An 11490-nucleotide genomic window follows, 5' to 3' on the forward strand; every position below is an offset into this window, starting at 1 on the left:
CAGGGGTCGGCCGGGGCCTCGGCCAGCGCCCGCTCCAGGGCGGGACGGGCCTCGGCCTGCGCGGTGAGCGCGCCGGGGGCGGCGGCCGCCGGGAACCGGGGGTCGGTGAGAGCGAGCCGCAGGGCGTGCAGGTGTCCGACGAACCGCGGGTCGACGACGGCGACGCGGCGTCCGGCCGGCACGGCGGCGAGCAGCGCCGCCGTCTCCGTGGGTCCTGCGGCGACCCGCACGTCGAAGCCGAGCGACCTCAGATCGCCGTCGAGCGACGATCCGGGGACCGGCGGGCCGGTGAGGATGGCGGTCGACAGACGACTCACTCCTTGGAGCTGACAGGGCTGATGGCACGGCGGCCCGGCCCGTGACCCGGGCGGCGGCACGTCGGCTGAGGCTATCGGATGAACGAAAGCGCGAGTTCACCGAGGTTTTGCGCGGAGGCCTCCCCCGGTCCGTCGACGGGATGCCCCGCTCGCCGGTCACGCGCCGCCGCTGCGGAGATCATCATGGGCGATCGACGCCTCGGCCCACAAACCGCGGCTCCCGACCGCTTAGGGTGGCTGTCATGACGTGGCTGATCACGGGTGGAACGGGCTATATCGGGGCTCATGTGGCGGATGCCATGACGAGCGCGGGCGAGCGGGTCGTCGTGCTCGACGACATCACCTCGGGCGTCCCCGAGCGGCTGCCCACGGACATCCCCCTGGTGCGGGGGTCGATCTCCGACCGGGAACTGGTCGACCGGACCCTCGCCGAGCACGAGGTGACCGGTGTGGTGCATCTCGCGGCGAAGAAGCAGGTCGGCGAGTCCGTCGAGCGCCCGCTGCTCTACTACCGGGAGAACGTGCACGGACTGACGGTGCTCCTGGAGGCCGTGGTCGCGGCCGATGTGCCGCGGTTCCTCTTCTCCTCCTCGGCGGCCGTGTACGGCGTCCCGGACGTGGAGCTGATCACCGAGGAGACCCCGGCCGAGCCGATCAACCCGTACGGGGAGACCAAGCTGACCGGCGAGTGGCTCGTGCGGGCGACCGGGCGGGCGCACGGCCTCTCGACCGCCTGTCTGCGCTACTTCAACGTGGCGGGCGCCGCCCGGCCGGAGCTGGCGGACACCGGGGTGTTCAACATCATCCCGATGTTCTTCGACCGGATCACCCGGGGCGAGGCCCCGCGGATCTTCGGCGCGGACTACCCGACCCCGGACGGCACCTGCATCCGCGACTACATCCACGTCGCCGACCTCGCCGACGCGCATCTGGCGGTCGCGCGCCGGCTGGACGGACAGCGCGACGGCGGGGACCTGACGCTGAACATCGGGCGCGGCCGGGGCGTCTCGGTGCGCGAGCTGGCCGATCTGGTCGCCGAGGTGACCGGGTTCACGGGCGCCCCGGTGATCCAGGGACGCCGGCCGGGCGACTCGGCGCGGGCGGTCGCCTCGGTGGACCGGATCACCAAGGAACTGGGGTGGACGGCCACCCGCGGGGTACGCGAAATGGTCGAGTCGGCCTGGGAGGGCTGGCGGCTGCACCACCCGGAGGCCACGGCGGGCTGACCGGGCGGTGATCTCCCGGCGTCTGTGCACGATCTCTGACCTGCGGACATAACCGCAGGTCAGAGCATATGACAACGGTGTTCAGTACCGTGTTGCACATACCCCCCACCCGTAGTTCACTGGCCACTCGGGGCACAAGGAACGACACGACCGGGAGGCCTTGTCATGGGGGCTGGACACGACCACGGGCATAGCCACGGCGGCCCGCCGCCGACGGGCACGGCAGCCGCCGCGTACCGGGGGCGGCTGCGGATCGCGCTCGCCATCACGCTCTCCGTGATGGTCGTGGAGATCATCGGCGGCATCGTCTCGGACTCGCTGGCGCTGATCGCCGACGCGGCCCACATGGCGACCGACGCGGTCGGCCTGGCCATGGCCCTGCTCGCGATCCACTTCGCCAACCGGCCCGCTGCCGGGAACCGCACCTTCGGCTACGCCCGGGCGGAGATCCTGGCCGCCCTCGCGAACTGCCTGCTGCTGCTCGGCGTCGGCAGCTACGTGCTGTACGAGGCGATCCAGCGGTTCATCGAGCCCGCCGAGACCAGGGGCGGCCTGACGATCGCCTTCGCCCTGGTGGGCCTCGTGGCCAACATGATCTCGCTCTCGCTCCTGGTGCGCGGCCAGAAGGAGAGCCTCAACGTGCGCGGCGCCTATCTGGAGGTGCTCGCGGACGCGCTCGGCTCGGTCACGGTGCTGATCTCGGCCGGCATCATCCTGGCGACCGGCTGGCAGTACGCGGACCCGATCGCCTCGATCGCGATCGGCCTGATGATCGTGCCGCGCACGGTGAAGCTGCTGCGCGAGACCCTCGACGTGCTCCTGGAGTCGGCCCCCAAGGGCGTCGACATGGCGGAGGTGCGCGCCCACATCGTGGCGCTGCCCGGCGTGCAGGACGTGCACGACCTGCACGCCTGGACGATCACCTCCGGAATGCCGGTGCTCTCCGCGCATGTGGTGGTCGACCAGGAGGCACTGGACGCGGTGGGCCACGAGAAGATGCTGCACGACCTCCAGGGCTGCCTGGGCGACCACTTCGACGTGGAGCACTGCACCTTCCAGCTGGAGCCGGTGGGCCATGCCGCGCACGAGGCGAAGCTCTGCCACTGAGGGGCCCTGTCGCCGAGGGTCCCGTCACCGAGGGGCCCTGCGACCGAAATGCCTGCGACCGAACGCAGCCCGCTGGTAGCCTCGGCCGGTCCGCACGTGTGAGAGAGGAGCTGAGGTTGATGACCGTCGCGATGGAGGCTGCCGCCTGCGGCAGCGCCCGGTCCTCCTTCAGCTTCCGGGTCTCCGGCTGACCTGACGACGTCGGCCGGGGCCCTCTCACACAAGGGTTTCCCACGTTGTCCGACAACAACAACGCTCTGTACGAGGCCTTCTTCGCCCTGCACCACGGTCTTCCGCGGCAGGGCCCGGGCTCCGACACCACCACCCGCCGGCTGCTCTCGCTTGCCGGCCCCCTTCCCGCTCGTCCGCGCGTGCTCGACCTGGGCTGCGGCCCGGGCCGCAGCGCGCTGCTGCTCGCGGCCGAGGCGAACGCCGAGGTCACGGCCGTCGATCTGCACCGGCCGTTCCTCGACGAACTGCGCGCCACCGCCGACGCCCGCGGGCTCGGCGATGCGATCCGCGTCGTCGAGGCGGACATGGGCGCGCTCGACCTCCCGGACGGCTCCTTCGACCTGATCTGGGCGGAGAGCTCGGCCTACACGATCGGCTTCGACACCGCCCTGCGCTCCTGGCGCAGGCTGCTCGCACCGGGAGGGACGCTCGTCCTCACCGAGTGCGAGTGGACCACCGACACCCCCGGCCCGGAGGCCCGCGCCTTCTGGGCGCAGCACTACGCGCTGCGCACCACCGCCGAGAACACCGCGGCGGCGGTCGGGGCGGGCTACCACGTCCTCGGGGTCGTGCCCCAGCCGGAGAGCGACTGGGACGAGTACTACGGCCCGCTCGGAGAGCAGGCGGACGCCGCCGACCCGGCGACGCCCGGCATGACCGAGGCCCTGGCCGCCACCCGCGCTGAGATCGCGATGCGCCACGAGCACGGCGACGAGTACGGCTACACCGGCTACGTCCTGCGTCCGGCCGACCCGCGCTGGGGGTCCCCCCACGCCCCCAGGGCGTAGGGGGAGCACCCGGGAGGAGACGCCCGCGGACGTCCGCGCCGTACGGGAGATCAATAGGGCGGCCTTCGCGACCGCGGAGGAGGCCGGGCTCGTCGACGCCCTGCGGGAGGACGCGGAGGCCTGGCTTCCGGGTCTCTCGTACGTCGCGGAGGCCCCGGACGGCACGGTGGCGGGGTATGCGCTGATCACCCGGTGCACGGTCGGCGGCGAGCCGGCCGCCGCGCTGGGCCCGGTGGCCGTCGCTCCCGCGTTCCAGCGGCAGGGCGCCGGCGAGGCTGTGGTCCGGGCCGTGCTCGACGCGGCGCGGCTGCGCGGGGAGCGGCTGGTGCTGGTGCTGGGGCATCCGCCGTACTACCCGCGGTTCGGCTTCGTCCGGGCGTCGGAGTACGGGATCAGGCCAGGTTTCGAGGTTCCGGACGAAGCCCTGATGGCGCTCGCGCTGGACGATTCGGTTCCGCTTCCGCTGGGCATGATCCGCTACCCGGCGTCCTTCGGGGTCTGACGCTCCGTCCGCTCCCGTCGTACGCGTGGGTGCACTCCGTGTACTCCGGTACGGCGGGAGCTGACATGTCCGGCTGCCGATGTGGGGACAAGCCGGGTTTGTGCGGCAGACTGAACGAGCCCCACCGGGCCGAGGACCGAAGCGAAGGATGAGTATGCCGACCACACCAGCCACCGCGGCGCACCACTCGTCGAACGGCGTCCAGCCGAACGGAGTCCAGCCGTCGATCATGCTCGAACTGGTCGACGAAGAGGGCAGGACGATCGGCACCGCCGAGAAGCTCTCCGCCCATCAGGCGCCGGGCCGGCTGCACCGGGCGTTCTCCGTGTTCCTCTTCGACGAGTCGGGCCGGCTGCTGCTGCAGCGCCGGGCGCTCGGCAAGTACCACTCCCCCGGCGTCTGGTCGAACACCTGCTGCGGTCACCCCTACCCGGGCGAGGCGCCGTTCGCGGCGGCGGCCCGGCGGACGTACGAGGAGCTCGGCGTCTCGCCGTCGCTGATGGCGGAGGCGGGCACGGTCCGCTACAACCACCCGGACCCGGCGTCCGGCCTGGTGGAGCAGGAGTACAACCACCTGTTCGTCGGCCTGGTGCAGGGGCCGGTGCGGCCTGACCCCGAGGAGATCGAGGACACCGCGTTCGTGACGGCCGAGGAGCTGACCGAGCGGCACGCCTCGGCGCCGTTCTCGGCCTGGTTCATGACCGTGCTGGACGCCGCGCGTCCGGCGATCAAGGAGCTGACGGGTCCGGCAGGGGGCTGGTGACCTCGGGCGCCGCCCCTTGCCCCGGCACCTGCGGGGCGAGGGGCAGCGCCGCCCAGATGATCTTGCCGCCGCTCGCGGTGTGCTCGACGTCGCAGGTGCCGCCGGCCTCCAGGGCGATCTCCCGCACGAGGAGCAGCCCGCGGCCGCCGGTCTGCGCGTAGTCGGCCTCCAGCGCCTTCGGGCGGTACGGGTGGTTGTCCTCGACGGACACCCGGATCCACTCGGCGCCGATCGCGACCTCGACCGCGATCTCCGGGGAGAGCAGCGCGGCGTGCTTGACCGCGTTGGTGACCAGCTCGGAGACGATCAGGAGCAGGCCCTGCACGGTGTCGTCGTGGGCCGGGACGCGCTGCCGGCCGATCAGGTCGCGGACGGCGTGCCGGGCCTGCGGCACGGAGACGTCGACCGCAGGAGCGGTGAAGCGCCAGACCCCCTCGTAGGACGGTGGCCGGGCGGGGACGCTCCCGCGGCTCTCCATAGTCCGGCTCCCACCCTCGTGCTCGATTGTCGCCACGAGGGGGAGTCTCGACATCCCGCAGGTACGGACCGGCCTACTGACCAGAAGTCGACATGTATCGACCAGAATCTGATCGATTGAGTATGCCCGCGTCAGTTGTTCGACTGTGTCTGATCTTCTACTGACGGGTTCTCGGGCGAATCGCCGGGCACTCCCGGGGCGGATGCGCGTGCGGATGCGTACGCGGATGCTTGCGCAGATGCGAGTGCGGGGTGTGTCGGGCCCCCGGATAGCATCCGCCCCATGGAGCCCATGGAGCCGCAGCTCACGCACGCCGTCGCCGACGGGGTGGCCACCGTCGTGATCGCCAACCCCGCCAAGCGCAACGCCATGACGGCCGGGATGTGGCGCGCCCTGCCCGAGCTGCTGGGGCGACTCGCGGCCGACCCGGCCGTCCGGGCGCTGGTGCTCACCGGGCACGGCGACACGTTCTGCGCCGGCGCGGACATCTCCACGCTGCGCGAGCCCGGCGACGAGCAGCAGTCTCTCGCGGTTCGGGCCGAGACGGCGCTCGCCACGTTCCCGAAGCCCACGCTGGCGGCGATCCGGGGCTTCTGCGTGGGCGGCGGCAGCCAGCTGGCCGCCGCGTGCGATCTGCGGTTCGCCGAGGAGGGCGCGCGGTTCGGGGTGACCCCGGCGAAGCTCGGCATCGTCTACCCGGCCTCCTCGACCCGGCGGCTCACCGCGCTGGTGGGCCCGGCGGCCGCCAAGTACCTGCTCTTCTCGGGCGAGTTGATCGACACGGAGCGGGCGCTGCGGACGGGTCTGGTCGACGAGGTGCTGCCCGCCGGTGAACTCGACAAGCGGGTCGCCGAGTTCACCCGGGTGCTCGTCTCGCGCTCGCTGCTCACGCAGGCGGCGGCGAAGGAGTTCGCCGACGGCCGCACCGACCGGGACGCCCACTGGGCGGCCGAGGCGGGCGGCAGCGGCGACACGGCTGAGGGCGTCGCGGCCTTCCTGGAGCGCCGACCGCCGCGGTTCACGTACGGCGTCTGACCCCTCCGTTCTCCACTCAGTTCTCTACTCAGTTCTCTGCTCAGTTCTCGACGACGAGCTCCTGGCCGCGCCAGTAGGCGACGATGTCGGCCGGGGCCTTCTCGGGCGAGCCCGCGTCGTACGGCGGCTGCGGGTCGTACTCGGTCAGCAGCTGCACGGTCTGCGCGGCCCGGTCGCCGCCGATCCGGCCGAGCAGGTGCAGCGCCATGTCGATGCCGGAGGAGACGCCGGCGGCCGTGACGTACTTGCCGTCGAAGACGACGCGCTCACCGGTCGGCTCGGCCCCGAGCATCGGCAGCACGTCGAGCGCGAGCCAGTGACTGGTGGCCCGCCGCCCCTTGAGCAGCCCGGCCCCGCCCAGCACCAGCGACCCGGTGCACACGGAGGTGGTCCAGGTGCTGGTCGCGTCGGCCGCACGCACCCAGTCGAGAATCACCTCGTCCCCCATGGCGTCCCGGGACCCCGGCCCGCCCGGGACCAGGACGATGTCGGGGTGCGGCACCTCGGCGAGGGTCTTGTCCGCCACGAGCGCGAGGCTCCCCTGGTCGTTGCGCACCGGCCCCGCCTCCTTGGCGACGAAGACGGTCTCGGCCCCGGGCAGTCGGGCGAGGAGTTCGTACGGGCCGACGGCGTCGAGCGTGGTGAAGCGGTCGTAGAGGAGCACGGCGATCTGCATGCGGGTTCCTTTCACAGGGTCGGTCAACCAATGGGTGCGTGGAAGCGGCGGCGGTAGTCGGCCGGGGCGGTGCCGAGTGCCTTGACGAAGGCGCGGCGCATCGCCTCGGGCGTGCCGTAGCCGGCCGCCCGGGCGACCTCCTGGACGCCGTCGGCGGTCTCCTCCAGGAGTCTGCGGGCGTGTTCGAGCCGGACCCGGTCGACGTACCGGCCGGGAGTCGTGCCGGTCTCGGAGTGGAAGGCGCGGGCGAAGTGCCGGGGCGACAGGCGGGCGCGGGCGGCGAGGGCCTCGACGGAGAGGTCTGCGCCGGGGTGCTCGGTGATCCAGTGCTGGAGATCGCGCAGCGGGGCGCGGCGGGCGGTCTGCGCGGACAGCTGGGCGCTGAACTGCGCCTGATTGCCCGGGCGGCGCAGGAACACGACCAGGTGGCGGGCGACGGTGAGCGCCGCCTCGTGGCCCAGGTCCTCCTCGACCAGGGCGAGCGCGAGGTCGATCCCGGCGGTGACCCCGGCGGAGGTGGCGAGCCGGCCGTCCCGGACGAAGATCGGGTCGGGGTCGACGTCGACCTCGGGATGGCGGCGCGCGAGGTGCTCGCAGACGCTCCAGTGCGTGGTGACGCGGCGGCCGTCGAGCAGCCCGGCCTCGGCGAGCAGCAGCGCGCCCGTGCAGACGGAGACCAGCCGCTCGGCGCGCGGAGCGTGTCCGCGCAGCCAGTCGATCAGCTCCGGGTCGGGCCTGCGGGTGCCCTCGCCGCCGGGGACGAGCAGGGTGTGCGGCGGTCCGTCGGCGACCGCGTCGGCGAGCGCGGCGTCGGGCAACAGCCGCAGTCCGCTGTGGGCGCGCACCGGTCCGCCGTCGAGCGAGGCGGTGCGGATCGGGTACGCAGCCGGGTCCCCGACGGCGCGGCCGGCACCGGCGAACACCTCCACGGGGCCGGTGACGTCGAGGCTCTGCACGCCGTCGAAGAGGACGACGAGAACGGGTCGCTGCGTCATGCCTCCATGGTTCGCGCCGCCGCCGATGGCTGCAATGACGAGCACCCCACCTTTCCTGCCATCGCGGCGGATAGGCCCGTCCCGCGGGGAGGCCTGAAAGCCCCGGGGTTCCGTTCAATACCGACCAGTCGGTAACGTGCAGGGCATGAGCACCCTCCTGCCGCCCCGCGCCGGACGTCGCTGCGCCGGGTCCCTGAACTCGCTGCACGCCACGCTGTTCTTCTCGCCCGACCTGGACCGGGAGTTCGCGACGCTCGGGTTCACGGACTCGAGCGCGATGCGGCTGGCCGCGCGGAGTGCCCCGCTCGGGGCCGTCGGCCCGGGCGCGGTGGCCGCGACGTTCTACAACTACAACCACGCGCTGCTCGCACAGCACTTCCCCGCCGTCTGGGACGTCGCCTCCCCCGCCGACGTGCTCGACGCCCGGCTGCGCGTCGTCGACGCCACGCTGCGCCGGCTGCTCGGCGAGGAGACGCTCGCCTCGGCGGAGCTGGCGGAGGCCGCCGAGCTGGCGCTGCGCGCCGCCGAGGCCTGCACCCGGCACGCCCGCCCGCTGTACGCGGGCAACGCCGACCTGCCGGTGCCCGAGGCCCCGCACGTACGGCTCTGGCACGCCACCACCCTGCTCCGTGAGCACCGCGGCGACGCGCACCTCGTGGCGCTGCTGTCCGCCGGGCTCGACCCGGTGGAGGCCCTCGTCAGCCACACGGCCACCGGCAAGGGCATGTCCCCGCGCTGGGTCCTGGCGAGCCGCGGCTGGCGACGCGCCGACTGGGAGGCGGCGGCCGAGCGGCTGCGCGGGCGCGGCCTGCTCGACGCCGAGGGCGAGCTCACCGAGGCCGGCGTCGCGCTGCGCGAGGAGCTCGAAGCGCAGACGGACCGGCTGGACTCCGCCCCGTACGAACACCTGGGCGCGGCGGGCGTCGAGCGCCTCACCGAGCTGGGCCGCGGCTTCCTGATGACGGCCGCCGTCGCCGGCGCGTTCCCCGCCGACCTCATCGGCAAGGGCTGAGCGGCGGGGCGCATGCGGTGTTCCGCCGACCGACCCGGCACAATGCACACGCAAGCTTGAGGCACGAGAAGGCGAGTCGGGACACCGTGACGACGTCCATCGAAGCAAGGATCGCCGAGGAGCTCGGCGTACGCGAGCGACAGGTGAAGGCGGCCGTCGAGCTGCTCGACGGCGGGTCGACCGTGCCGTTCATCGCGCGCTACCGCAAGGAAGCGACCGAGATGCTCGACGACGCGCAGCTGCGCACGCTCGAGGAACGGCTGCGCTACCTGCGGGAGCTGGAGGACCGGCGCACCGCGATCCTCGACTCCGTGCGCGAACAGGGCAAGCTGACGGCGGAGCTGGAGGCGCAGATCCGGGCCGCCGACACCAAGGCCCGCCTGGAGGACATCTATCTGCCGTTCAAGCCGAAGCGGCGCACCAAGGCGATGATCGCCCGCGAGGCCGGGCTCGCGCCGCTGGCCGAGGGGCTGCTCGCCGACCCGTCGGTGGAGCCGCTGGCGGCGGCCGCGGCGTTCGTGGACGCGGACAAGGGCGTCGCGGACGCCGCAGCCGCGCTGGAGGGTGCACGGGCGATCCTCACCGAGACGTTCTCCGAGGACGCCGACCTGATCGGCGAGCTGCGCGAGCGGATGTGGGGCCGGGGCCGGCTGGCGGCGAAGGTCCGGGAGGGCAAGGAGGAGGCCGGCGCGAAGTTCGCCGACTACTTCGACTTCGCCGAGCCGTTCACCGCGCTGCCCTCGCACCGCATCCTCGCGATGCTGCGCGGTGAGAAGGAGGACGTGCTCTCCCTGGACCTGGAGCCGGAGGAGCCCACCGACGGCCCGTCGACGTACGAGCCGATCGTCGCGCACCGCTTCGGCATCGCCGAGCGGGGCCGACCGGGCGACAAGTGGCTGCAGGACACCGTGCGTTGGGCCTGGCGCACCCGGATCCTGGTGCACCTCGGCATCGACCTGCGGCTGCGGCTGCGCACGGCCGCCGAGGACGAGGCGGTACGCGTCTTCGCCGCCAACCTGCGGGACCTGCTGCTCGCCGCCCCCGCGGGCACCCGGGCGACGCTGGGCCTCGACCCCGGGTTCCGCACCGGCGTGAAGGTCGCCGTGGTCGACGCGACCGGCAAGGTGGTGGCCACCGACACGATCTACCCGCACGTTCCGGCGAACAAGTGGGACGAGTCGCTGGCGAAGCTGGCGCGGCTCGCGAAGGAGCACGCGGTCGAGCTGGTGGCCATCGGCAACGGCACGGCCTCCCGTGAGACGGATAAGCTGGCCGGTGAACTCATCGAGAAGCACCCGGAGTTGAAGCTCACGAAGGTGATGGTCTCGGAGGCGGGCGCGTCGGTGTACTCGGCGTCCGCGTTCGCCTCGCAGGAACTCCCGGGCCTGGACGTGTCGTTGCGCGGCGCGGTCTCCATCGCGCGGCGGCTGCAGGACCCGCTGGCGGAGCTGGTGAAGATCGACCCGAAGTCGATCGGCGTCGGCCAGTACCAGCACGACCTGTCAGAGGTGAAACTGTCGCGCTCGCTGGACGCGGTGGTCGAGGACTGTGTGAACGGCGTCGGCGTCGACGTCAACACGGCGTCCACGCCGCTGCTTTCGCGGGTGTCCGGGATCGGCGCGGGCCTGGCGGAGAACATCGTCGCGCACCGCGACGCCAACGGCCCGTTCCGCTCGCGCCGCGCCCTTAAGGACGTGGCGCGGCTCGGTCCGAAGGCGTATGAGCAGTGCGCGGGCTTCCTGCGCATCCGGGGCGGCGACGACCCGCTGGACGCGTCGAGCGTGCACCCCGAGGCGTACCCGGTGGTGCGGAGGATGGTGAAGACGGCGGGCGGCGAGGTCGCCTCGCTGATCGGCAACACGTCCGTGCTGCGGTCGCTGCGGGCGGACGCGTTCGTCGACGAGACCTTCGGTCTGCCGACGGTCACCGACATCCTGCGCGAGCTGGAGAAGCCGGGCCGCGACCCGCGCCCTGCGTTCAAGACGGCGACCTTCAAGGAGGGCGTCGAGAAGCTCGGCGACCTCGCGCCGGGGATGGTGCTCGAGGGCGTGGTCACGAACGTGGCGGCGTTCGGCGCGTTCGTGGACGTCGGCGTCCACCAGGACGGCCTGGTGCACGTCTCCGCGATGTCGAAGACGTTCGTCAAGGACCCGCGGGACGTGGTGAAGCCGGGTGACGTGGTGAAGGTCAAGGTCCTCGACGTCGACATCCCCCGCAAGCGGATCTCGCTCACGCTCCGCCTGGACGACGAGGCGGCCCCGGAGACGGGCGCGGGCGCGCCGAAGCGCGAGCGTGAGCGCGAGAGGGGCGGCCGGCCGCCCCAGCAGCGGCGCGGTGGCGGCGGGCGCGGTGACGGCGGG

The 11490-nt window shown here is 72.8% G+C and carries 9 protein-coding genes and 2 pseudogenes; 7 read left to right on the forward strand and 4 right to left on the reverse strand.

The features are described 5' to 3' along the window. Positions 1 to 308, reverse strand: a pseudogene (locus tag VIU94_RS11365) (CDP-alcohol phosphatidyltransferase family protein); the annotation flags it as partial. A 251-nt stretch (positions 309 to 559) separates the two neighbouring features. Here VIU94_RS11365 and galE point away from each other — a divergent pair. From galE to idi, 4 genes and pseudogenes are all read left to right on the forward strand, one after another. Continuing rightward, positions 560 to 1543 carry a UDP-glucose 4-epimerase GalE gene (gene galE, locus VIU94_RS11370; protein ID WP_331910301.1) on the forward strand — a complete coding sequence of 328 codons (984 nt, stop codon included), beginning with the start codon at positions 560 to 562 and terminating at the stop codon, positions 1541 to 1543. A gap of 165 nt (positions 1544 to 1708) precedes the next feature. Continuing rightward, positions 1709 to 2650, forward strand: coding sequence for a cation diffusion facilitator family transporter (locus tag VIU94_RS11375; protein ID WP_331910303.1), 942 nt, complete (start codon positions 1709 to 1711; stop codon positions 2648 to 2650). 236 nt (positions 2651 to 2886) lie between these two features. Continuing rightward, positions 2887 to 4171: pseudogene (locus tag VIU94_RS11380) on the forward strand (GNAT family N-acetyltransferase). Positions 4172 to 4325: 154 nt separating this feature from the next. After that, the gene (gene idi / locus VIU94_RS11385; protein WP_331910305.1) at positions 4326 to 4934 is read left to right on the forward strand and encodes an isopentenyl-diphosphate Delta-isomerase; all 609 of its coding nucleotides are present in this window, start codon (positions 4326 to 4328) and stop codon (positions 4932 to 4934) included. On the opposite strand, the gene VIU94_RS11390 is transcribed toward idi, so the two are convergent. After that, the gene (locus VIU94_RS11390; RefSeq protein ID WP_331910307.1) at positions 4900 to 5412 is read right to left on the reverse strand and encodes an ATP-binding protein; all 513 of its coding nucleotides are present in this window, start codon (positions 5410 to 5412) and stop codon (positions 4900 to 4902) included. The two genes, idi and VIU94_RS11390, sit on opposite strands and share 35 nt — an antisense overlap. Before the next feature lie 291 nt (positions 5413 to 5703). Here VIU94_RS11390 and VIU94_RS11395 point away from each other — a divergent pair, with 291 nt between their 5' ends. Further along, positions 5704 to 6447 carry an enoyl-CoA hydratase/isomerase family protein gene (locus tag VIU94_RS11395; RefSeq protein WP_331910317.1) on the forward strand — a complete coding sequence of 248 codons (744 nt, stop codon included), beginning with the start codon at positions 5704 to 5706 and terminating at the stop codon, positions 6445 to 6447. Between the two features lie 40 nt (positions 6448 to 6487). On the opposite strand, the gene VIU94_RS11400 is transcribed toward VIU94_RS11395, so the two are convergent. Beyond that, positions 6488 to 7123, reverse strand: coding sequence for a DJ-1/PfpI family protein (locus VIU94_RS11400; RefSeq protein WP_331910309.1), 636 nt, complete (start codon positions 7121 to 7123; stop codon positions 6488 to 6490). A 23-nt stretch (positions 7124 to 7146) separates the two neighbouring features. Further along, a complete protein-coding gene (locus VIU94_RS11405) occupies positions 7147 to 8118 on the reverse strand; it encodes a GlxA family transcriptional regulator (protein ID WP_331910311.1) in 972 nt (323 codons plus the stop codon). Positions 8119 to 8263: 145 nt separating this feature from the next. Here VIU94_RS11405 and VIU94_RS11410 point away from each other — a divergent pair, with 145 nt between their 5' ends. Continuing rightward, the gene (locus tag VIU94_RS11410; protein ID WP_331910313.1) at positions 8264 to 9130 is read left to right on the forward strand and encodes an SCO6745 family protein; all 867 of its coding nucleotides are present in this window, start codon (positions 8264 to 8266) and stop codon (positions 9128 to 9130) included. Between the two features lie 86 nt (positions 9131 to 9216). Beyond that, the coding region (locus VIU94_RS11415) for a Tex family protein (RefSeq protein ID WP_331910315.1) at positions 9217 to 11490 on the forward strand (2274 nt) is incomplete at its 3' end.

Source organism: Streptomyces sp. (genome assembly GCF_036566765.1).
GTDB lineage: Bacteria > Actinomycetota > Actinomycetes > Streptomycetales > Streptomycetaceae > Streptomyces.

Bases quoted from the DNA above. Each gene is read 5' to 3' on its own strand.
- galE (WP_331910301.1), top strand. From the start codon at position 560: ATGACGTGGCTGATCACGGGTGGAACGGGCTATATCGGGGCTCATGTG.
- VIU94_RS11375 (WP_331910303.1), top strand. From the start codon at position 1,709: ATGGGGGCTGGACACGACCACGGGCATAGCCACGGCGGCCCGCCGCCG.
- idi (WP_331910305.1), top strand. From the start codon at position 4,326: ATGCCGACCACACCAGCCACCGCGGCGCACCACTCGTCGAACGGCGTC.
- VIU94_RS11390 (WP_331910307.1), bottom strand. From the start codon at position 5,412: ATGGAGAGCCGCGGGAGCGTCCCCGCCCGGCCACCGTCCTACGAGGGG.
- VIU94_RS11395 (WP_331910317.1), top strand. From the start codon at position 5,704: ATGGAGCCGCAGCTCACGCACGCCGTCGCCGACGGGGTGGCCACCGTC.
- VIU94_RS11400 (WP_331910309.1), bottom strand. From the start codon at position 7,123: ATGCAGATCGCCGTGCTCCTCTACGACCGCTTCACCACGCTCGACGCC.
- VIU94_RS11405 (WP_331910311.1), bottom strand. From the start codon at position 8,118: ATGACGCAGCGACCCGTTCTCGTCGTCCTCTTCGACGGCGTGCAGAGC.
- VIU94_RS11410 (WP_331910313.1), top strand. From the start codon at position 8,264: ATGAGCACCCTCCTGCCGCCCCGCGCCGGACGTCGCTGCGCCGGGTCC.